The organism is Bacillus sp. JJ664 (assembly GCF_036962205.1).
In the GTDB taxonomy this organism is placed as follows: Bacteria; Bacillota; Bacilli; order Bacillales; family Bacillaceae_G; genus Gottfriedia.
In genome coordinates this window covers 51,366-74,846 of the sequence record NZ_JBALMS010000019.1, presented here as the reverse complement: position 1 = coordinate 74,846, position 23,481 = coordinate 51,366, and the positions used below count along the sequence as shown (strand labels likewise).

The following is a 23,481-nucleotide window of genomic DNA, read 5'->3' as shown; positions in this document are numbered from 1 at the left end:
TTAAGCTGATGTTTTTTTTTGTTTGTTTATCACCAATATTTAAATTCTGTTGTTAAAATGACATTTATTTACTCAAAACGGAGAGAGGTCCAGTGAGGTTTAGGGGGCACACTAAGGGACGAATAAAACCTTTCATAACTCACTTAAATGACTGTGTACCCAAGGAACATTAACTAGGGTCTTATATTTTATAGTATAGAGTTAATAATATTAATACTGGGCAAACACCCTTCTAAGAGAGTTTACATATGTTAGATTGAACGGAGGGGAATAGATGAGAGGGAAAATTCGTAATTATTATGCAGGTGGCAACACAGCAAAAGGATTTTATAATCTCTATGACTCAGCTTTAGAGGATTTAAACAAATTATATATTCTAAAAGGCGGTCCAGGAACTGGTAAATCAACATTAATAAAATCAATTGGTGAATTCATCGTAAACAAAGGGATAAATATAGAATATTTACATTGCTCTTCAGATACCAATTCTGTTGATGGTGTTATGATCCCGGAATTTCAAATTGGATTAGTTGATGGAACCGCACCCCATGTAATTGAGCCGAAGGCTCCTGGAGTAATTGAAGAGTACGTCAATCTAGGTGTCGCATGGGACTCGAAAAAATTATCAGTTCACAAAGAAGCAATATTATCTTTGAATGATGAGATCTCGAGGAAATTTCAAACTGCATATGACACATTTTCAGCTGCCCTAAAGGCTCATGATGAAATTGAAGATATTTATATCTCCAATATGGATTTTCAAGAAGCTAATAAACTGACAGATGAATTAAATAAGTTATTTTTTAGTAATGATACTGTATCAAAAGAACCTAAGATAAAACATAGATTTTTAGGTGCAGCAACTCCAAGTGGTGCAGTTGATTTTATTCAAAATTTAACAGAAGATGTTGAAAAACGTTATTTTATAAAAGGTAGAGCAGGCTCTGGTAAGTCAACAATGTTAAAGAAGATAGCAGCTGTAGGAGAAGAAAGAGGCTTTGATGTAGAGATATATCATTGTGGATTTGATCCAAACAGTCTTGACATGGTAATTATCCCGGAAAAAGGCATTGCAATTTTCGATAGCACTGCTCCACATGAATACTTTCCTGATCGAAAGAATGATGAAATTATTGATATGTATGAAAGATGTATTGCACCAGGGACTGATGAGAAATTCGCAGATGAAATTGAAAAAACGACAAAGTCCTATAAAGATAAGATGAAAGAAGCTATATCTTACTTGGCGGAAGTAAAAGTCCTTCGGGATCAGTTAGAGGCGATTTATATAGAAGCCATGGACTTTTCTAAAGTTGATCAAATTCAAAAGGAAATTCTTGAAGAAATAAAAAGTATTATTGAATAAAAATATATTGTTTGAAAAGGCGTAGACCACATCGGTTACGCCTTTTTAATTTTATTGTGTTGATAGCTTACTGATTTTAAGGTAATGTATAAGTAATTTAGAAGTGGTAAGTATTTTAATTTTTTGTTTAGTGAGCATTCTTTATTTCAAATTTATTAAATCGAAGTCAGAAAAGAAGTAATTAGTGAAAAGAATGTGAAAATCATTCATATTCACGTAAAAAAGAACATAAAAATAGAGTAAAACACGAACATTAAAATATTTTTTAAATAAAATATTCATATTTATTGAAAAAAGTATCATTAATTGTTACTATAAATATAGGAAGTTTAGCAAAACCTCGTATAAAGTTGGGAATATGGCCCAAAAGTTTCTACCTAGTAACCTTAAATTACTAGACTATGAGGGGAAGTTAATCACACGTGTACGTTTATTTGTATGCGCCTAGGTAGATTATCTTTCTCATCATAGAGATAATACTACTCTAGGCTTTTTTTGTGGAAAAAAATAACTGCGATAATTTACTTGGGGGAAAATGGATGAAACCGGTAGTTGGTATCATTATGGGAAGTACAAGTGATTGGGAAACAATGAAAAATGCATGTGATGTATTAGATGAACTAAGTATTAGCTACGAAAAGCGAGTGGTATCAGCTCATCGTACACCAGATTTAATGTTTGAATATGCAGAAACTGCAAGAGAAAGAGGAATACAAGTTATAATTGCTGGTGCAGGTGGCGCTGCTCATCTACCGGGAATGGTTGCTGCTAAAACAACATTACCCGTAATTGGCGTACCGGTTCAATCTAAAGCTTTAAATGGCTTAGATTCATTACTATCTATCGTACAAATGCCAGGTGGAGTACCAGTAGCAACAGTAGCAATTGGAAAAGCAGGAGCTACAAACGCAGGTTTACTTTCAGCACAAATTATTAGTATTCATAATCAAGAAATTTATCAAGCGTTAGAATCCCGACGTGAAAACACACGAAAAGAAGTGACAGAAGGTAGTGTATTACTATGAATAAAAAAGTAATCTTGCCAGGCCAAACAATTGGTATTATCGGCGGTGGACAATTAGGTAGAATGATGGCGCTTTCTGCAAAAGAAATGGGATATAAAATTGCCGTTTTAGATCCTACGCCAAATTCACCATGTGGACAAATTGCCGATTTCGAGATAACTGCTGAATACTCTGACATACAAGCAATCAGTCAGCTAGCAGAATTAAGTGATGTTATAACATATGAATTTGAAAATATAGATGTAAAAGCTTTGGAATATTTAGAAGGAAATTCATATTTACCACAAGGTAGTGAGTTATTGAAATTAACGAGAAATAGGTTAACAGAGAAGACTGCCATTCAAAATATAGGCATCCAGGTTGCACCTTTTCGTTTAGTAGAAAATGAGGCTCAATTTTTTGAAGCAATTTCAATAATTGGTTTACCAGCAGTATTGAAAACAACAACGGGTGGATATGACGGAAAAGGTCAAGTCGTTATAAAATCAGAAGGAGCTTTCGAGGAAGCATTAAGTTTAATTAGTAAACAACAATGTATTCTTGAAGGGTGGGTACCTTTTGAAAAAGAATTGTCAATTATTGTCGCAAGAAATTTGAACGGTGATGTAAATACATTCCCAATTGCAGAAAATGTTCATTTAAATCAAATACTGCATACATCGTCAGTACCAGCAAACATAACAGAGTCTGTAAAAAGCACTGTTGATCAATATGCAGAAAAAATTGCTAGTTCATTTCACTTAGTGGGTGTATTGGCAATTGAATTATTTGTTACGAATGACGGACAGGTTTTTGTAAATGAATTAGCTCCACGTCCACATAATTCAGGACATTATAGTATGAATGCTGGAGAGACTTCACAGTTTAATCAACATGTTAGAGCAATATGTAATTTACCATTAGGAAGCACTGAATTATTAAAACCAGTTGTAATGGTAAATATACTTGGTGAACATGTTGAAGAAGTATTAAAAGTTATGAAACAAGATAGCTCATTAAAAGTCCATCTATACGGTAAAGAGGAAAGTAAAAAAGGTCGTAAAATGGGACATATTAATATAATGGCAACATCAACAGAAGAAGCAATGAAAAAAGTAGAAGAGTTAGGGATCTGGAAAAGGAACCCAGTGGAGGTAAATGTATGATTGAACGTTATTCACGCCCAGAAATGGCAGCTATTTGGACAGAAGAAAATAAATTTAAAGCTTGGTTAGAAGTTGAAATCTTAGCTTGTGAAGCGTGGGCTGAATTAGGTGATATTCCAAAAGAGGACGTAAAAGTATTACGTGAGAATGCTTCTTTTGATATCAATAGAATTTATGAAATCGAAAAAGAAACTCGTCATGATGTAGTAGCGTTTACTCGTGCAGTATCAGAAACATTAGGCGATGAGCGTAAATGGGTACATTACGGTTTAACATCTACAGACGTAGTAGATACAGCACTTTCGTATTTATTAAAACAAGCAAATGATATTTTATTTAAAGACATTGAGAATTTTATTGGAATTCTTGAAAATAAAGCAAAAGAACATAAATATACAGTAATGATGGGTCGTACTCATGGTGTTCATGCAGAACCAACTACATTCGGCCTAAAGCTTGCTTTATGGACGGAAGAAATGAAACGTAACTTAGAACGATTTAAGCATGCTACTGAAAGTGTGCGAGTAGGTAAGATTTCAGGAGCTGTAGGAACATATGCAAATATTCCTCCATTTGTTGAAGAATATACATGCGAGAAATTAGGTATCCAAGCTGCACCTATTTCAACTCAAACATTACAACGTGATCGTCATGCTCACTATATGGCGACATTATCATTAATTGCAACATCAATTGAGAAGTTTGCAACTGAAGTACGTGGATTACAAAAAAGTGAAACACGCGAAGTAGAAGAGTTCTTTGCAAAAGGTCAAAAAGGATCTTCTGCAATGCCTCATAAGCGTAACCCAATCGGTTCTGAAAATATGACAGGTTTAGCACGTGTTATTAGAGGACATATGGTTACAGCTTATGAAAACGTGTCACTTTGGCATGAAAGAGACATTTCTCATTCATCAGCAGAAAGAATTATCTTACCAGATGCAACAATTCTTTTAAACTACATGTTAAACCGTTTTGGTAATATCGTGAAAAACTTAACTGTCTTCCCTGAAAACATGAAACGCAATATGGATAGAACGTATGGATTAATTTACTCACAACGTGTATTACTTGCTTTAATTGAAAAAGGAATGTCACGAGAAGAGGCTTATGATACAGTTCAACCAAAAGCAATGGAAGCATGGGAAACACAAGTACAATTTAAAGAATTAGTAGAAGCAGAAGAAAAAATTACTTCATTATTAAATCAAGAGGAAATTGATGACTGCTTCGACTATAGCTACCATTTAAGTCAAGTAGATACAATCTTTGAACGCTTAGGATTAAATTAAGAAACATGCGTTTGGCTAGGGTTGATTCATTTTCGACCTTAGCCAAACAAAATAAAAATAGCTAACATTCAATTAAGTGTAGATATAAATTTATGGGGGGCAATGTTTCATGGTAGAGCAAGAATTGTTGTATGAAGGTAAAGCTAAGAGAATTTACGCTACTGACAATCCAGAAATTGTACGAGTAAAGTATAAAAATTCTGCGACTGCTTTTAATGGGGAAAAGAAAGCAGAAATAGCAGGTAAAGGCCGTTTAAATAATGAGATTACTAGCTTACTATTTTCAAAGTTAATGGATTCAGGTATAGATACACATTTCGTAGAAAAAACTTCAGAGCTTGAACAACTCGTTAAACGAGTAACAATTATTCCTCTAGAAGTTGTAGTACGAAATATTGTTGCTGGTAGTTTATCTAAACGTATGGGATTAGATGAAGGTGTGGTATTAGCTAAACCAATCGTTGAATTCTACTATAAACGTGATGACTTAGGAGATCCGATCGTAAATGAAGATCACATCGCATCACTTGAGCTAGCAACACCTGAAGAACTTCAAACAATTAAAGAAATTGCTCTTCGTGTAAACAATATATTAGGTGATCATTTTAATGCATGTAATGTTCGATTAGTCGATTTTAAATTAGAGTTTGGTAAGTTAAATGATGGCTCAATTTTATTAGCAGACGAAATTTCACCCGATACATGTCGTTTATGGGATAAAGAGACGAACGCAAAGTTTGATAAAGATGTGTTCCGAAGAGATTTAGGGAACTTAACAGATGGATACGAAGAAATTTTAAAACGCTTAGGGGGATTATCATGTTCAAAGTAAGAGTATTCGTTACATTAAGAGAAAGTGTATTAGATCCACAAGGAAACGCAGTGAAAAACGCGCTTCATAGCATGAATTTCAGTGAAGTAAACGATGTTCGTATCGGTAAATATATGGAACTTTTAATTGATAAAAATGTAGCTGATTTAGATGCTTCAGTAAAAGAAATGTGTGAAAAATTATTAGCAAACATCGTAATTGAAGATTACCGTTATGAGGTAGAGGAGGTAGTCGCACAGTGAAGTTTGCAGTAATTGTGTTTCCAGGCTCAAATTGTGATGTAGATATGTATCATGCAATAAAAGATGAATTAGGCGAAGAAGTAGAATACGTATGGCATGATTCAACTAACTTAGATGAATTTGACGGTATTTTATTACCAGGTGGTTTCTCATACGGTGATTACTTACGATCTGGCGCAATTGCAGGTTTTGCCAATGTGATGGAAGCTGTAAAAAAAGCTGCTGCTGAAGGTAAACCAGTATTTGGAGTATGTAATGGATTTCAAATATTAACAGAAGCAGGTCTTTTACCAGGAACGCTTCGACGTAATGAGAAATTAAAATTTATGTGTGGCCAAGTAGAATTAGTTGTTGAAAACAATGAAACAATGTTTACAACTGGTTATGAAAAAGGTCAAGTGATTACTGTACCAATCGCACATGGTGAAGGAAATTACTATTGCGACAATGAAACATATGAATCTCTTAAAAATAATAATCAGATTATTTTCCGTTATCAAAATAATCCGAATGGTAGTTTAGATGATATTGCAGGTATTGTAAATGAAAAAGGAAATGTTTTAGGAATGATGCCACACCCTGAGCGTGCTGTAGATACTTTATTAGGCAGTGCTGATGGACTTCAACTATTTCGTTCGATTGTAAGAAACTGGAGGGAAAACCATGTCGTTACTTCTTGAGCCAAACCCAATGCAAATTGAAGAAGAAAGAATTTATGCCACTATGGGCTTAACAGATGAAGAGTTCCAATTAATTAAATCAATTATTGGTCGTGGACCAAATTATACCGAACTTGGTCTATTCTCTGTAATGTGGTCAGAACATTGTAGCTATAAAAATTCTAAACCTCTATTACGTAAATTCCCTGTAAGCGGAGAACACGTTTTACAAGGACCAGGTGAAGGTGCAGGTATTGTTGATATTGGTGATGAGCAAGCAGTTGTATTTAAAATTGAAAGTCATAATCACCCGTCAGCAATTGAACCTTACCAAGGGGCTGCTACTGGAGTAGGTGGAATTATTCGTGATGTATTCTCAATGGGTGCAAGACCTGTTGCTCTTCTAAACTCTTTACGATTTGGTGAATTAGAAACACCTAGAGTAAAGTACTTATTTGAAGAAGTAGTGGCTGGAATTGCAGGTTATGGTAACTGTATTGGAATTCCAACTGTGGGCGGAGAAGTAAATTTTGATCCTTGTTATGAAGGAAATCCTTTAGTAAATGCAATGTGCGTTGGCTTAATTAATCATAAAGATATTAAAAAAGGTCAAGCTCATGGTGTAGGAAACACTGTTATGTACGTTGGTGCATCAACAGGCCGCGACGGTATCCATGGCGCAACATTCGCTTCTGAAGAATTATCAGAGGCATCTGAAGAAAAACGTCCAGCGGTTCAAGTAGGTGATCCATTCATGGAGAAGCTTTTACTTGAAGCATGTTTAGAGGTTGTTCAAAATGATGCACTTGTTGGTATCCAGGATATGGGTGCAGCAGGGCTGACATCTTCATCTGCAGAAATGGCATCAAAAGCTGGAATGGGTATCGAGATGAATCTTGACTTAGTTCCTCAACGTGAAGCAGGTATGACGGCTTATGAAATGATGTTATCTGAATCTCAAGAACGTATGTTACTTGTTGTTGAAAAAGGAAGAGAACATGAAATTGTAGAGTTATTTGAAAAATATGATCTACACGCAGTATCTGTTGGACGTGTTACGGATGACAAAATGCTTCGATTACTTCATAACGGAGAAGTTGTTGCAGAATTACCAGTTGACGCATTAGCAGAGGAAGCACCAGTTTATCATAAACCATCTACAGAACCTGCATATTATAGTGAGTTCCAAGCGATGGAAAACTATGTTCCAGAAATAAAAGATTCAAAAGAGACTTTAAAACAATTACTAGCTCAACCTACGATCGCAAGTAAAGAGTGGGTTTACGGACAGTATGACTATATGGTAAGAACAAACACTGTAGTAGCACCTGGTTCTGATGCAGCTGTCATTCGAATTCGTGATACGAAAAAAGCTCTTGCAATGACGACAGACTGTAATGCACGTTATCTATATTTAGATCCAGAAGTTGGTGGCAAAATCGCAGTTGCAGAAGCAGCGCGTAATGTTATTTGTTCAGGTGCTCGTCCTCTAGCAATAACTGACTGCTTAAACTTTGGAAATCCAGAAAAGCCTGAAATTTTCTGGCAGTTAGAAAAAGCAACTGACGGCATGAGCGATGCATGTAATGTATTAAGTACACCTGTTATCGGTGGAAATGTATCACTTTACAATGAAACGAATGGCGAAGCAGTTTATCCAACACCTGTAGTTGGTATGGTTGGATTAATCGAAGACATTGATCATATAACTACTCAGCATTTTAAAACTGCTGGTGATTTAATTTATGTAATTGGTGAAACGAAAGAAGAATTTGGTGGCAGTGAGCTTCAAAAGCTTTTAAATGCTGGAAAAATCTTCGGTAAAGCACCAAGTATTGATTTAACAGTAGAAGCAAAACGCCAAGAACAAATTCTTGCAGCGATTCAAGCCGGAGTAGTTGCATCAGCTCATGATATCTCTGAAGGTGGACTTGGAGTTGCAATAGCTGAAAGTACATTTGGTCCAACAAATGTAGGTGCAAATATTTCGATTGTAGGTAAAGAGGTAGCTGCATTATTTAGTGAAACGCAATCTCGTTTCTTACTATCTGTTAAACCAGAGCATAAGGCACAATTTGAAGCGATGGTTGAAGCGGAATTAATTGGTACAGTTGTAGAAGAAACTTCAGTTACGATTCGCAATCAACAAAATGAAACAGTTCTTCATGCTTCTGTTGAGGAATTAAAACAGTCTTGGAAAGAGGCGATCCCATGCTTGCTGAAATAAAAGGGTTAAATGAAGAATGTGGAATATTTGGAATTTGGGGGCATACTGATGCTGCCCAAATCTCCTACTATGGTCTTCATAGCTTGCAACATAGAGGGCAAGAAGGCGCAGGAATTGTAGTCTCTGACGGAAGTAAACTTGAAGGTGCAAAAGGCGAAGGATTAGTTGCTGAAGTCTTCAGTAAAGGTCAATTAAATGATTTGCACGGAAAAGCTGCGATTGGTCATGTTCGTTACCCAACTGCAGGCGGCAGAGGCTATGAGAATGTTCAGCCACTTTTATTTCATTCTCATACAGGAAGTATTGCACTTGCTCATAATGGAAATCTAGTAAATGCCTCAAGATTACGTAAAGATTTAGAAATGCAAGGTAGTATTTTTCAAACGACTTCAGATACAGAAGTACTTGCACATTTAATTAAACAAAATGGTTCGGCTCCAATAAAAGATCGTATTAAAGCATCTTTAAGTATGATTAAAGGCGCATTCGCTTATTTAGTATTAACAGAAGAAGCGATGTATGTTGCACTTGATCCAAATGGGTTTAGACCCTTAGCTTTAGCTAAAATGGGAGATGCATATGTAGTGGCTTCAGAAACATGTGCCTTTGATGTAGTCGGTGCGAAATATATTCGTGATATTAACCCTGGCGAATTACTAATCATCTCTGATGATGGAATCGAATCTGATCAATTTACTTCAACTGTTGAACATTCGATTTGTAGTATGGAATACATTTATTTCTCTCGTCCAGATAGCAATATTGATAATATCAATGTTCATGCTGCTCGTAAAAACATGGGTCGAGTTTTAGCAAATGAAGCTCCAATTGAAGCAGATGTTGTCATCGGTGTTCCTGATTCAAGTATTTCAGCGGCAATTGGTTATGCTGAAGAATCAGGCATTCCATATGAAATTGGTTTAATTAAAAACCGTTATGTAGGTCGCACATTTATACAACCTTCACAAGAGCTTCGTGAACAAGGTGTAAAAATGAAGCTATCTCCAGTGCGCTCGATTGTTGAAGGAAAACGTGTGGTAATGGTTGATGATTCAATCGTTCGTGGTACAACAAGCCGTCGAATCGTACAAATGTTACGAGATGCAGGCGCAAGTGAAGTTCATGTTCGAATTGGAGCTCCACCAATTAAAAACCCTTGTTATTATGGAATTGATACATCTACTAGAGAAGAATTAATTGCTGCAACTAAATCAATAGAAGAAATGTGTGAAGAAATTGGAGCAGACACACTTGAATTTATTAGTTTAGATGGCTTATTAGGTGCAATTGGACGAAACCATGCAGGTCCAACAAGAGGTCAATGTACGGCATGCTTTACTGGTTGCTATCCTACAGTGATTTATGATGAAAATGAACTAGTACATTCTCACAATTAATAGAAATACCGTTAAGACAAATCAGAGGCGGCGAACAAAAGTCGTCGCCTTTTGAATATATTTATGAGGAACGAGAGGGGAAATCATCACATGGCGAATGCATATAAACAAGCTGGTGTAGATATTGAAGCTGGTTATGAAGCAGTCAACAGAATGAAAAAACACGTTCAAAAAACAATGCGTCAAGAAGTACTTGGTGGTTTAGGTGGATTTGGAGGAATGTTCGATTTATCCAAGTTCAATTATAAGGAGCCCGTACTTGTATCAGGAACTGACGGAGTTGGAACAAAATTAAAATTAGCATTCCAAATGGACCGTCACGATACGATAGGCATTGATGCAGTCGCGATGTGTGTGAATGATATTGTTGTTCAAGGGGCAGAGCCACTATTTTTCCTTGATTATTTAGCAGTAGGAAAAGCAGTGCCTGAGAGAATTGAACATATTGTAAAAGGTGTTTCTGAAGGATGTATTCAAGCAGGTTGTTCTTTAATTGGAGGAGAAACTGCAGAAATGCCTGGTATGTACCCAGAAGATGAATATGATATTGCAGGATTTGCTGTTGGGATTGCAGATAAATCTAAGTTGGTTACAGGGCAAAACATTCAAGCAGGTGACATACTTTTAGGTATTTCTTCAAATGGTATCCATAGTAATGGCTATTCGCTGGTTCGTAAAGTGCTATTAGAAAAAGGTGGATACACACTTGATCAACACATTGATCAACTTGGACATACATTAGGAGAAGAATTACTTCGTCCTACAAAAATTTATGTAAAACCAATCTTAAATGTGCTGAAAAACTTTGAGATTAATGGAATGGCTCATATTACTGGTGGAGGATTTATCGAAAATATTCCTAGAATGCTTCCAGCAGGTATCGGGGCAGAAATTGACTATGGTTCATGGCCAATCCAACCAATTTTTGATCTATTAGAAGAAACTGGTGAACTAAAGCGAGAAGAAATGTTTAATATTTTTAATATGGGAATTGGAATGGTAATGGCAATTAAAGAGGAAAACTTACATGACATTATTAATCTATTAGAAGAAACTGGTGAAAAAGTTTTCATCATTGGTAGAACAAATTCAGGTGAAGGTGTCACTTTTGGTGGAGGTTCACTGTAATGACAAACATTGCCGTATTTGCTTCAGGAAATGGCAGTAACTTTCAAGCAATTCTTGATGCGACTAAGAGCGGAGAATTAAAAGCAACAATTCAATTGCTAGTGTGTGATCGTCAAAATGCTTATTGTATACAAAGAGCAGAAGAAGCGAATATTCCTTCGTTTGTCTTCACTGCCAAACAATATGAATCAAAAGAACATTACGAATCAGAAGTGATCTCTCATTTAAAAGAGCTAAATGTCGAATTTATCATTTTAGCAGGTTATATGAGATTGATTGGTCCGACAATTTTAGACGCATTTCCCGGGAAAATTGTTAATATTCATCCTTCATTTCTTCCTTTATTTCCTGGAAAAGACGCAATCGGCCAAGCTTTGCTTGCGAATGTCGAATCGACTGGTGTTACAGTACATTATGTTGATGAAGGAATGGATACAGGTCCAATTATTGCACAAGAAGAGATCCTAATTGATCAAGGTGAAACAAAAGAATCGCTAGAAAAAAAGGTGCACGATATCGAGCATGTTTTATATGTGAATACATTAAAGAAGTTATTTAATCAATAGAAAGATATTTAAAAAGATAAAATGAATTCTTACATTGGGGGCTTATAACATGAAAAAACGTGCTTTAGTTAGCGTATCAGATAAACAAGGTATTATTGAATTTGTAAGTGGATTAATAAAACAAGATTTCGAGGTTATTTCTACAGGTGGTACTTATAATTTATTAAAAGAAGCTGGACTAGATGTAATCGGTATTTCTGAAGTTACGAACTTTCCAGAAATCATGGATGGCCGTGTAAAAACATTACATCCTTCGATACACGGTGGACTTTTAGGAGTACGCTCTAATGAAGAACATATGCGCCAAATGAATGAACTTGGTATTCAACCAATTGATTTAGTGTGTGTAAACTTATATCCATTTAAAGAAACAATTATGAAACCAGATGTTTCATTTGAAGATGCAATTGAAAATATCGATATCGGTGGCCCAACAATGCTACGCTCTGCAGCAAAAAATCATGAATTTGTAAGTGTTGTAGTAGATCCAACTGATTATCATGTGATTCTATCTGAGTTAGCTGAAAATAATGTTGTTTCACTTGAAACGAATCGTCGATTGGCTGCAAAAGTATTCCGTCATACAGCGGCATATGATTCATTAATTTCGAACTATTTAACTGAGCAAGTAGGAGAAGAAAATCCTGAAAGCTACACAGTGACTTATGAATTAAAGCAATCCTTACGATATGGTGAGAATCCTCATCAAAATGCAACGTTTTATCGTGCACCAATGCCAACAACTTCATCAATAGCTTATGCTACTCAATTACACGGCAAAGAACTTTCATACAATAATATTAATGATGCAAATGAAGCATTAAATATTGTGCGTGAATTTTCAAGCCCAGCGGTTGTAGCTGTAAAGCATATGAATCCTTGTGGTGTAGGAGAAGGAACAACGATTGAAGAAGCTTATGATCGTGCATATGCAGCAGATCCAGTATCGATTTTTGGTGGAATTATTGCGGCGAATCATGAAATTGATGGTGCAACAGCTAAAAAATTACATGAACTATTTTTAGAAATTATTATCGCTCCTTCGTTTAGTGAAGAAGCATTAGAAATTCTGACAAGTAAAAAGAATTTACGTTTATTAACTGTTGATTTCGAAACGAAACCGACATTTGCGCCTAAATTGACAACTGTACATGGTGGTCTACTTCGTCAAGATATGGATACATTTGGTTTTGAAGATGCGACAATTACAGTACCTACAAAGCGCCAACCGACTGAAGAAGAGTGGGAGAACCTAAAGTTAGGCTGGAAAGTTGTAAAGCATGTTAAATCAAATGCGATCGTATTAGCAAAAGACCATATGACAATTGGTGTTGGTGCTGGTCAAATGAATCGTGTTGGGGCTGCAAATATTGCAATTGAACAAGCTGGTGATAACGCAAAAGGTTCTGCTTTAGCTTCTGATGCATTTTTCCCAATGAGTGATACTGTTGAAGCAGCTGCTAAAGCAGGTATTACAGCTATCATTCAACCAGGTGGATCAATTCGTGATGAAGATTCAATTAAAAAAGCTGATGAATACGGCATTACAATGGTCTTTACAGGGGTACGTCACTTTAAACATTAATAGATGAGGAGATGACAAGATGAAAGTATTAGTCATTGGTCGCGGTGGCCGAGAGCATACAATTGCTTGGAAGGTAAATCAATCAGAGAACGTAACAGATGTATTTGTTGCTCCAGGAAACGATGGAATGATTGATATAGCAAAGCTTGTCAATATTGATGAAGGTGATCATGAAGCCTTAATCGCTTTTGCTAAAGAAGAGAAAATTGATTTAACAATTGTAGGTCCTGAAGTTCCTTTAATGAACGGAATCGTAAACGAGTTTCGTAAAGAGAGTTTACAGATTTTTGGACCAACAAAAGAGGCAGCGATTATTGAAGGTAGTAAAAGTTTTACAAAGGATTTAATGAAAAAATATAATATACCAACTGCTGCATATGAAACGTTTACGAACTTTGAAGATGCAAAATCATATGTTGAAAAGATTGGTGCTCCAATTGTTATTAAAGCAGATGGATTGGCAGCTGGTAAGGGCGTAGTCGTTGCTATGACAATTGAAGAGGCAGTAGTTAGTCTTCATGATATGCTTTTAGATGATAAATACGGGGATGCAAGTGCATCTGTAGTAATTGAAGAATATCTAGAAGGTGAAGAATTCTCGCTAATGTCATTTGTTCATGGAACAAAAGTCTATCCAATGGTTATCGCACAAGATCATAAGCGTGCTTACGATGGAGATAAAGGACCGAATACTGGTGGAATGGGTGCATATTCACCAGTACCTCAAATTCCTCAATCAATTGTAGAGCAATCTTTACAGGAAATTGTCCTTCCTGTTGCTGAAGCGATGATTCAGGAAGAACGTGAATTTACAGGTATTTTATATGCAGGTTTGATGTTAACTACTGCTGGTCCAAAGGTAATTGAATTTAATGCAAGATTTGGTGACCCAGAAACAGAAGTTGTATTACCTCGTTTAGAAAGTGACCTAGCAGAAGTCATGCTAGCGATCTTAAACAATGAAGAAATTGAACTGAAATGGTCAGAGGACGCTGTTGTTGGTGTAGTACTTGCTGCAAATGGATATCCAGAAGTACCTGAAAAAGGTGCTGTCATTAACGGACTTCAAGCAGTTACTGATCAAACGATGATCTTTCATGCAGGTACTAAGCTTGAAAACAATGAATATGTTACAAACGGTGGAAGAGTACTAATTGTTGCTCATAGCGGAGCTTCCATTAATGAAGCATGTGACAAGGTGTATGATCAAATTAATAACATTCAATCAACGGGTTTATTCTATCGCCATGATATAGCTCATAAAGCGTTAAAAGTAAATAATTAAGTAATACATGCTTTCAACAACACAAAAAAGGGTCGTCATTTGACGCCCCTTTTTGTGGTAAATAGAACTAATGTTCTTATTTCGTCTATACATTCATAATTAGTTTTGATAAACTATTTTTATGAAGGTTGGATATATTCTTCGATAGAATCTTCCTCATTATGTTTTTCTACCATTATCATACATTTTTTACAAAATGCAGTCATAGGGCAAAAGCGTAAAATTCCTTCTGCAACTTTCATTGCGCCAATTATGATTAAAATAAGTACAGAATTACTACATCTTCTTCTTGTTAGTTTTGCTGTGCCATATGCTAAAATAGTCAATCCGGCTGTAATTCGCAGTAATGAATTCATTAAACTAATATTTGGTCTCAACCTAACTATCCCCTTATAATAAGAATTAGTGACTAATTCTATTTGAAAATCACTTATTACCATTTTTCCCTTTAATTGTTCCATTATCAGAGGAAACAATTTTCAACGCTTCCTAATTTAGGGGAAGAAGGGTTACTTTTCCTTTTTAATTAAGATACAATACATTTATGTTTTCTTAACCTATCTAAAACACGAAAAATAAGACAAGAATAGATCAATAAAATAAATGAAGAAATGAATGGAAATAAATCGAGGAGGAACATAATGTACGATTATACACAATGGAATCACATATTTAAATTAGACCCTAATAAGGACATTACAGATGAAGAATTAGAATTAATTTGTGAATCTGGAACGGATGCAATACTAGTAGGTGGAACTGATGGGGTCACTTTAGATGATACGCTATCACTTTTAGTAAGAATTCGTCGATACGCAGTTCCTTGTATACTTGAAGTTTCAAATTTGGAAGCAGTGACGCCAGGATATGATTTTTACTTTATCCCAACTGTTTTAAATAGTACGGATCCAAAGTGGATTGTTGGCATGCATCAACAAGCAATGAAGGAATTTGGACACTTAATACATGCTGAAGAATTAGTAATGGAAGGATACTGTATATTAAATAAGAATTGTAAGGCAGCAGAGCTAACAAAGTCTGATACGGATCTTTCTATAGAAGATATCGTTGCATATGCAGAAGTGGCAGAAACTTTACTTAAATTACCTATTTTTTACTTAGAATACAGCGGAACATTTGGACCAATTGAAGTAGTCGAAGAGGTTTCAAAGGTTGTCAATCAAACGAAGTTATTTTATGGTGGTGGCATATCGACTCTGAAACAAGCGGAAGAAGTAAGTCGATATGCAGATACAATTGTAGTTGGAAACATTATTTATGAAAATTTACAAGAGGCTTTACTTACGGTGAAAGCTGTAAAAAAAGGAGCGACAAAATAAATGAAAACAGCAGAAGAATTATTACATGGACTAAATCCAATGCAAAAAGAAGCAGTAAAAACGGTAAATGGTCCACTTTTAATTATGGCAGGTGCCGGTTCGGGTAAAACGAGAGTGCTAACTCATCGTATTGCATATTTGCTTGGAGAAAAAACTGTCGCTCCATGGAATATTTTAGCTATAACGTTTACAAATAAAGCAGCTAGAGAGATGCAAGAGCGTATTTATAAACTAGTTGGTAAGGATGCAGAAGATATTTGGGTATCAACTTTCCACTCAATGTGTGTTCGTATTCTTCGAAGAGATATTGATCGAATTGGTATAAATAGAAGCTTTTCTATTTTAGATACAACGGATCAATTAACTGTAATCAAAAACATCTTAAAAGAGAAAAATCTAGACGCAAAGAAATTTGATCCTCGTGCTATTTTGGGTTCGATTAGTAGTGCGAAAAATGAATTACAAACTGCGGCTGATTATTCAAGAGATGCATTTACACCATTTGAAAAAGTAATTGGTGAAATTTACGCTGCTTATCAAGATCGCTTACGCAAAAATCATTCATTAGATTTTGATGATTTAATTATGATGACAATTACTTTATTTGAGCGAGTACCTGAGGTTCTACATTATTATCAAAGAAAGTTTCAATATATTCATGTGGACGAGTATCAAGATACGAACCATGCTCAGTATAAGATTGTAAAAATGCTTGCAGAGCAATATAAAAATATCTGTGTTGTTGGTGATTCGGATCAGTCAATTTATCGCTGGCGTGGGGCAGATATCTCAAATATTCTTTCATTTGAAAAGGATTATGATAATGCCCAAGTAATCCTGTTAGAACAAAATTATCGTTCTACTCAAACGATTCTTGATGCAGCAAATGCAGTCATTACAAACAATTCAAATCGTAAACCTAAAAAATTATGGACTGAAAATGGACAAGGAAATCCAATCCATTATTTTAGAGCTGCTTCTGAACAGGATGAAGGCCATTTTATTGCTGGGAAACTAGCTGAATGGAAAAATCAACGCGTACATCAACTAAGTGATGTAGCGATTTTATATCGTACAAATGCCCAGTCTCGTGCAATGGAGGAAGTTTTAGTCAAATCAAACATTCCATATCGTATGGTTGGCGGGGTAAAGTTCTATGATCGTAAAGAGATTAAAGATGTTTTAGCTTATTTACGTTTTATCGCAAACCCAAATGATGAAATTAGTTTTTCAAGAATTATTAATGTGCCCAAACGTGGTGTAGGTGCAGCATCTGTAGATAAGGTTATTAATTATAGTATTGCAAACGATCTATCACTATCTGATACATTGGAGCAAATTGATTTTGTTGGTTTAAGTGCGAAAATCACAAAGGCCATCGGTGAGTTCCATAAAATGACGAAAAATTGGCAGCAAATGCAGGAGTATTTATCAGTTACAGAGCTTGTTGAAGAGGTACTTGAAAAAACTGGCTATATTCAAATGTTAAAAGATGAAAATACGATTGAATCCGCTTCAAGAATTGAGAATATAGAAGAGTTCTTAACCGTAACAAATGCATTTGAAGAGAGCAGTGAAGACAAAAGTCTTGTTTCATTTTTAACTGATTTAGCATTGGTGTCTGATATTGATCAAGCTGATAAGGAAGAAGAAGAGACTGATGAAGTTATTTTAATGACCTTACATTCTGCAAAAGGGTTAGAATTTCCAGTAGTTTTTTTAATTGGTTTGGAAGAAGGTATTTTCCCTCATAGTCGATCTCTAATGGATGAAGAAGAGATGGAAGAAGAACGAAGACTTGCTTATGTAGGAATTACGCGTGCTGAAAAGCAGTTATATATAACAAATGCTCAAACACGTACACTTTATGGGCGTACAAGTGTGAACCAAGAATCACGATTTATTAATGAAATTCCTGAAGAATTATTAGATCGTGCGAACAAAAAGGTTGCAACAGAACGACGCACGATTTCTAAACCTGTCATGAAAACAACAGGTGGGGAATCATTAGGATGGCGTGTAGGCGATAAGGCTTCTCATGGCAAATGGGGCACTGGTACAGTAGTAAGTGTAAAAGGTGAAGGCGAAGCGATGGAACTGGATATCGCATTTCCAAGTCCAATCGGTATAAAACGTTTATTAGCAAAATTTGCTCCAATTACGAAAGCATAGAAGGAGTGGTAACTCGTGGATCAAAGCATTATTGATAAAATTGAGAAGCTAAGAAGTGAATTAAGTCAATACAACTATGAATATCATGTATTAGATAATCCGTCTGTACCAGATACAGAATATGACATGCTATTACATGAATTAATTCGCTTAGAGGAGCAATATCCAGAACTTGTTACTGCCGATTCTCCAACTCAACGTATTGGTGGGCAGGCAATCGACTTGTTTGAGAAAGTAGTTCATACTTATCCAATGTTAAGTTTAGGAAATGCTTTTAATGAAGGTGACTTAAAAGATTTTGACCAACGCGTAAAACAGGACGTTGATCAAATTTCCTATGTTTGTGAATTAAAAATAGATGGATTAGCGGTTTCACTTCATTATGAAAATGGTATGTTCATTAAAGGAGCAACTCGCGGAGATGGAAGTGTGGGTGAGGATATTACTCACAATTTAAAAACAATCAAAGCTATTCCTTTAAAGCTTTCTGAGCCATTAACGTTGGAAGTACGTGGAGAAGCGTTCATGCCAAAAGCAAGCTTTGAAAAAGTAAATGAACAGCGTGAGAAAAATGGGGAAGAATTGTTTGCTAATCCGCGTAATGCAGCAGCGGGATCTTTAAGACAATTAGATCCTAAAATAGTGGCGAAACGAGATTTATCTTTCTTTGTTTACGGTATTCCAAATGCTGAAGAATTTTCAATTCAAAAGCATAGTGAGGCTTTAGACTATCTACAAAAACTTGGTTTTAAAACAAATACATTTCGAAAAACATGCAATTCAATTGATGAAGTAATTGAATACATTGAAAACTGGAAAGACAAACGTCCAACATTACCATATGAAATAGACGGAATTGTTATCAAGGTTGATGAATATTCGACTCAAAAAAAACTTGGGACAACTGCTAAAGTACCAAGATGGGCGATTGCATTTAAATTTCCAGCTGAAGAAGTGATTACTAAGCTAGTTGATATTGAATTGAGTGTCGGAAGAACTGGTGTGGTAACTCCTACTGCTATCTTGGAGCCTGTTAGAGTAGCAGGTACAGTTGTAAAACGTGCTTCATTGCACAACGAAGATTTAATTAAAGAGAAAGATATACGTATTGGAGATGCAGTTGTTATTCGCAAAGCGGGAGATATTATTCCTGAAGTCGTCAATGTATTATTAGATCGTCGCACAGGCGAAGAACAGCCTTTCTCTATGCCAACTCATTGCCCTTCATGTGAGCATGAACTAGTGAGAATAGCAGGTGAAGTAGCACTTCGTTGTGTAAACCCATTTTGCCCTTCGCAAATCAGAGAAGGATTAATTCATTTTGCATCCCGTGATGCAATGAATATTGATGGATTAGGCGAAAGAGTTGTAGCGCAATTATTTGCAGCGAAACTGATTACTACTTTTACAGATCTTTATAAATTAACAAAAGAGCAATTATTATCATTAGAACGTTTTGGTGAAAAGTCAGCGGAAAAATTAGTATCGGCAATTCAGGCTTCGAAAGAAAATTCTTTAGAAAAATTATTATTTGGTTTAGGAATTCGACATGTTGGTGCGAAAGCGGCAAAAACATTAGCACAGCATTTCCAATCAATTGATCATTTAATGGCAGCTTCTGTAGATGAAATTAGAACGATTAATGAGATTGGTGATAAGATGGCCCAATCGATTAATGAGTATTTTTCTAAAGATGAAGTTAAAGAGTTAATAGATACATTTAAAACGCTTGGGGTAAATACTGAATATAAAGGGATATTAATTGAAAATATAGATACAAATTCTCTTTTTGCTGGTAAAACAGTCGTATTAACTGGTAAGCTAGAACAGATGACTAGAAGTGAAGCTAAAAAGCAGTTAGAAGCACTTGGCGCTAAAGTAGCTGGTAGTGTTAGTAAGAGTACTGATTTAGTAATTGCAGGTGAAGCAGCAGGTTCAAAGCTTGATGCAGCACGTAAGCTAAATATTGAAGTTTGGGATGAAGAGCGAATGATTAAGGAGCTTCAACCACAGTAATACTCTTTTAGCAACTAGAGGACAACACTTCTTATTATCATTTTAATAAACAGTTGTTCACTTAATAAATAAGAGGTGTGAGTAAATGAAAACACGAATAGGGCTACTCCTATGTTGTATTTCTCTCATCTTATCTGGATGTTCGTTATCATTAAAGAATGAAGATAAGGTTGTACAAGAGAGCAGCAATAATAAAAAAGGGGAAGACGCAATTATACCCCGTTATTCAATTTCAAATGATTATTATAAAACGATCCTACCGTTTAAGCCTAGCAAAACTAGAGGTGCAGTTGTATCCAATGTTGAGAACCGCCTTGATATAAATGAGTTTGAAATGGGATTAATGCGAATTGTACAAGATCAGTATTCTACAGATGATTATTTATATCAAGAAGGCCAATTACTGGAGAAAAAAACGGTTGAATCATGGTTAAAAAGAAAATATACATCTGGCCAATTAAAAGAGGCAGAGAAGTCAGCTAGGAAAATTAATGTTAATGCTACTGTCGTTAACGATGGACTGAACCCAATTGAAAGTAATGCAAAATCTGAAGATGCGAAAGCTAAAGCTGCTCCTATCTATTTAAATCATATTTTAGAACAAGATTACTTGAAAAAAAGTGGTAAAGAAGTCAAAATCGAAGGCATAGCAATTGGACTTGCGATGAATTCTTATTATTACTACCAGGAAGAGCATGGTTATCCTAGAGAGATGGAAATTAAAAAGGATGTCATGTTAAAACAAGGACGTGCAATGGCGCAAGAAATCTTAACCAGATTACGTAAAATGGATGAGTTTAAAGATATTCCTATTACATTTGCGATATTCCGTCAACAAAGTCAATCTTCAGTAGTACCTGGATCATTTGTTGCGAAGGCATCAGTTTCAGGAAATGAAAGTGCGATTAGTGGTTGGGATAATATAAATGAAAAATATTATTTATTCCCATCATCTGCAGCAACTGCAGATCACCGAGATGACGCGATGAAAATGGTGAATTTTAAATCGGATATAGAAAATTATTTTCCTAATTATACTGGTGTTGTTGGCACAGGATTTTATAAAGATAATGAATTAATACAACTAAAAATTGATATACCTATGCAATTCTATAGTAAGGCAGAAGTGATTGCTTTTACCCAATATGTAGCTGGACTAATGATGGATCATTTCCCTTCATATCTAAAGGTTGAGACCAATGTGTTCTCTGCAAATGGACAAGAAGCATTGATCGTAAAAGAGGTAGACGCGAAAGAACCTAGTGTGCATATTTATAATTAAAAGGAAGATTTCGACTCTTCCTTTTTTTTATTTTTAGCGAATAATCTGTAAGCGTTTCCTATTTGAAGTATATATAGGAATAATGTATTATGTTATTGTGAGCTTTTTTAGAAGTTAATTTTGGCATTTAATTTTGAAAAATAGTTCAATATAGTATTTTTCGAATTGTATGCTATTTAAATTAAAGGGGGATTTATTCAATGGTTATACCTTACAAACATGAGCCATTTACAAACTTTGGCTTAGAGGAAAATCAAGAACAATACAATCAAGGATTAGCAAAAGTTTCATCTTATTTAGGTGAAAAATATCCACTGATCATTGGTGGAGAGCGTATCTTTACAGAAGAACAAATCGTTTCTGTAAATCCTTCAAATCATAAAGAAGTAATTGGTTCTGTATCAAAAGCTAACCGTGAATTAGCTGAAAAAGCAATGCAAATTGCTGATACAACTTTTAATACATGGAAAAAAGTAAAACCTGAAGTTCGTGCTGACATTTTATTCCGTGCGGCAGCTATCATCCGTCGTCGTAAACACGAATTCTCAGCTTTATTAACAAAAGAAGCTGGTAAACCTTGGAATGAAGCAGATGCTGATACAGCTGAAGCGATTGATTTCTTAGAATTCTATGCTCGTCAAATGCTTCAATTAAAAGATGGTATTCCAGTAGAAAGCCGTCCAGGTGAATATAACCGTTTCAACTACATTCCATTAGGAGTAGGTGTTGTTATTTCTCCTTGGAACTTCCCGTTCGCTATCATGGCTGGTACAACAGTAGCTGCAGTAGTAACTGGTAACACAGTTCTATTAAAACCTGCAAGTACGACTCCAGTTGTAGCTTACAAGTTCCTTGAAGTATTAGAAGAAGCTGGATTACCTGCTGGAGTTGTAAACTTCGTACCAGGTAGTGGAGCTGAAGTAGGAGATTACTTAGTTGATCACCCACGTACTCGTTTCATCAGCTTCACAGGTTCTAAAGAAGTAGGAATTCGTATTTACGAACGTGCTGCTAAAGTTAACCCAGGTCAAATCTGGTTAAAACGTGTTATCGCTGAAATGGGCGGTAAAGACACAATGGTAATTGATAAAGAAGCTGATTTAGAATTAGCTGCAAAATCAATCGTATCATCTGCGTTTGGTTTCTCTGGTCAAAAATGTTCTGCATGTTCTCGTGCTGTTATTCACCAAGATGTGTATGACCAAGTACTTGCTCGTGCGATCGAATTAACAAACGAATTAACAGTTGGTAACCCAGAAGACCGTACAACTTACATGGGTCCTGTTAATGACCAAGCTGCATTCAACAAAGTAATGAGCTATGTTCAAATCGGACGTGAAGAAGGACGAGTAGTAACTGGTGGAGAAGGGGACGATTCTACTGGTTGGTTCATTAAACCAACAATCGTTGCTGACGTTGCTGAAGATGCTCGTTTAATGAAAGAAGAAATCTTTGGACCAGTTGTTGCATTCTGTAAAGCTAAAGACTTTGATCATGCTTTAGAAATTGCAAACAACACTGAGTATGGTTTAACAGGTGCTGTTATTTCAAACAACCGTGCAAACATCGAAAAAGCTCGTGAAGATTTCCATGCTGGTAACCTTTACTTCAACCGTGGATGTACTGGTGCAATCGTTGGATACCAACCATTTGGTGGATTCAACATGTCAGGAACAGATTCAAAAGCTGGTGGACCTGACTACTTAGTACTTCACATGCAAGGTAAAACAACTTCAGAAATGCTTTAATTCCGAAATCTAAAGGCATGATCGTCTTGGAATCAATCCAAGAAGGTCATGCCTTTTTTTGTTTGGTACTTATCTGAAAAATTGATTTTGATTTGAAACCTATTGCGGACCAAGAGGACTCCGAGCTAAGCCTCATGGAAAGGGAGCGTCGTGGAATTGTAATCAACTAACGGA

19 protein-coding genes and 1 riboswitch are annotated in these 23,481 nt (G+C 35.7%); of the genes, 18 read left to right on the top strand and 1 reads right to left on the bottom strand.

What is annotated here, in order from left to right; all coding sequences use genetic code 11:
* Positions 1 to 274 precede the first annotated feature (274 nt).
* The 13 genes from V7056_RS03045 to purD all read left to right on the top strand — a co-directional run bounded on the left by V7056_RS03045 (position 275) and on the right by purD (position 14,749).
* Positions 275 to 1,366: a PRK06851 family protein gene (locus V7056_RS03045; RefSeq protein ID WP_499699159.1), complete on the top strand. Its 1,092-nt coding sequence runs from the start codon at positions 275 to 277 to the stop codon at positions 1,364 to 1,366.
* Between the two features lie 320 nt (positions 1,367 to 1,686).
* Positions 1,687 to 1,788: riboswitch (purine riboswitch) on the top strand.
* 117 nt (positions 1,789 to 1,905) lie between these two features.
* Positions 1,906 to 2,391: a 5-(carboxyamino)imidazole ribonucleotide mutase gene (gene purE, locus V7056_RS03040; RefSeq protein ID WP_499699157.1), complete on the top strand. Its 486-nt coding sequence runs from the start codon at positions 1,906 to 1,908 to the stop codon at positions 2,389 to 2,391.
* Complete coding sequence (gene purK, locus V7056_RS03035) at positions 2,388 to 3,536, top strand: 5-(carboxyamino)imidazole ribonucleotide synthase (RefSeq protein ID WP_499699155.1); 1,149 nt, start codon at positions 2,388 to 2,390, stop codon at positions 3,534 to 3,536. The genes purE and purK overlap by 4 nt, the downstream gene beginning before the upstream one ends.
* Positions 3,533 to 4,828 (top strand): adenylosuccinate lyase, encoded by a 1,296-nt coding sequence (purB, locus tag V7056_RS03030; RefSeq protein ID WP_499699153.1) that lies wholly within the window; start codon positions 3,533 to 3,535, stop codon positions 4,826 to 4,828. Before purK ends, purB begins: the two co-directional genes overlap by 4 nt.
* 109 nt (positions 4,829 to 4,937) lie before the next feature.
* The gene (purC, locus tag V7056_RS03025) at positions 4,938 to 5,660 is read left to right on the top strand and encodes a phosphoribosylaminoimidazolesuccinocarboxamide synthase (protein ID WP_499699151.1); all 723 of its coding nucleotides are present in this window, start codon (positions 4,938 to 4,940) and stop codon (positions 5,658 to 5,660) included.
* The gene (gene purS, locus V7056_RS03020) at positions 5,648 to 5,902 is read left to right on the top strand and encodes a phosphoribosylformylglycinamidine synthase subunit PurS (RefSeq protein ID WP_499699149.1); all 255 of its coding nucleotides are present in this window, start codon (positions 5,648 to 5,650) and stop codon (positions 5,900 to 5,902) included. The genes purC and purS overlap by 13 nt, the downstream gene beginning before the upstream one ends.
* Positions 5,899 to 6,582, top strand: coding sequence for a phosphoribosylformylglycinamidine synthase subunit PurQ (purQ, locus tag V7056_RS03015; RefSeq protein ID WP_088001778.1), 684 nt, complete (start codon positions 5,899 to 5,901; stop codon positions 6,580 to 6,582). Before purS ends, purQ begins: the two co-directional genes overlap by 4 nt.
* The gene (purL, locus tag V7056_RS03010; protein WP_499699147.1) at positions 6,566 to 8,788 is read left to right on the top strand and encodes a phosphoribosylformylglycinamidine synthase subunit PurL; all 2,223 of its coding nucleotides are present in this window, start codon (positions 6,566 to 6,568) and stop codon (positions 8,786 to 8,788) included. Before purQ ends, purL begins: the two co-directional genes overlap by 17 nt.
* The gene (gene purF / locus V7056_RS03005) at positions 8,773 to 10,185 is read left to right on the top strand and encodes an amidophosphoribosyltransferase (protein ID WP_499699145.1); all 1,413 of its coding nucleotides are present in this window, start codon (positions 8,773 to 8,775) and stop codon (positions 10,183 to 10,185) included. Before purL ends, purF begins: the two co-directional genes overlap by 16 nt.
* A 90-nt stretch (positions 10,186 to 10,275) precedes the next feature.
* Positions 10,276 to 11,313: a phosphoribosylformylglycinamidine cyclo-ligase gene (purM, locus tag V7056_RS03000; RefSeq protein ID WP_499699144.1), complete on the top strand. Its 1,038-nt coding sequence runs from the start codon at positions 10,276 to 10,278 to the stop codon at positions 11,311 to 11,313.
* Complete coding sequence (gene purN, locus V7056_RS02995; protein ID WP_499699142.1) at positions 11,313 to 11,879, top strand: phosphoribosylglycinamide formyltransferase; 567 nt, start codon at positions 11,313 to 11,315, stop codon at positions 11,877 to 11,879. The genes purM and purN overlap by 1 nt, the downstream gene beginning before the upstream one ends.
* 49 nt (positions 11,880 to 11,928) lie before the next feature.
* Positions 11,929 to 13,464, top strand: a complete 1,536-nt coding sequence (gene purH, locus V7056_RS02990; protein ID WP_499699140.1) for a bifunctional phosphoribosylaminoimidazolecarboxamide formyltransferase/IMP cyclohydrolase — start codon at positions 11,929 to 11,931, stop codon at positions 13,462 to 13,464.
* A gap of 19 nt (positions 13,465 to 13,483) precedes the next feature.
* On the top strand, positions 13,484 to 14,749 hold the full coding sequence (gene purD / locus V7056_RS02985) for a phosphoribosylamine--glycine ligase (protein ID WP_499699138.1): 1,266 nt from the start codon (positions 13,484 to 13,486) through the stop codon (positions 14,747 to 14,749).
* A gap of 119 nt (positions 14,750 to 14,868) precedes the next feature.
* On the opposite strand, the gene V7056_RS02980 is transcribed toward purD, so the two are convergent.
* Positions 14,869 to 15,126: a YgaP family membrane protein gene (locus V7056_RS02980; protein ID WP_499699137.1), complete on the bottom strand. Its 258-nt coding sequence runs from the start codon at positions 15,124 to 15,126 to the stop codon at positions 14,869 to 14,871.
* Between the two features lie 264 nt (positions 15,127 to 15,390).
* On the opposite strand from V7056_RS02980, the gene pcrB reads away from it, so the two are divergent.
* From pcrB to pruA, 5 genes are all read left to right on the top strand, one after another.
* On the top strand, positions 15,391 to 16,089 hold the full coding sequence (gene pcrB, locus V7056_RS02975) for a heptaprenylglyceryl phosphate synthase (protein ID WP_499699135.1): 699 nt from the start codon (positions 15,391 to 15,393) through the stop codon (positions 16,087 to 16,089).
* A complete protein-coding gene (gene pcrA / locus V7056_RS02970) occupies positions 16,090 to 18,261 on the top strand; it encodes a DNA helicase PcrA (protein WP_499699133.1) in 2,172 nt (723 codons plus the stop codon).
* A 15-nt stretch (positions 18,262 to 18,276) separates the two neighbouring features.
* Complete coding sequence (ligA, locus tag V7056_RS02965; RefSeq protein ID WP_499699131.1) at positions 18,277 to 20,277, top strand: NAD-dependent DNA ligase LigA; 2,001 nt, start codon at positions 18,277 to 18,279, stop codon at positions 20,275 to 20,277.
* Positions 20,278 to 20,362: 85 nt separating this feature from the next.
* A complete protein-coding gene (locus V7056_RS02960) occupies positions 20,363 to 21,559 on the top strand; it encodes a CamS family sex pheromone protein (protein WP_499699129.1) in 1,197 nt (398 codons plus the stop codon).
* 200 nt (positions 21,560 to 21,759) lie between these two features.
* Positions 21,760 to 23,307: an L-glutamate gamma-semialdehyde dehydrogenase gene (gene pruA / locus V7056_RS02955; protein ID WP_499699127.1), complete on the top strand. Its 1,548-nt coding sequence runs from the start codon at positions 21,760 to 21,762 to the stop codon at positions 23,305 to 23,307.
* Positions 23,308 to 23,481 lie beyond the last annotated feature (174 nt).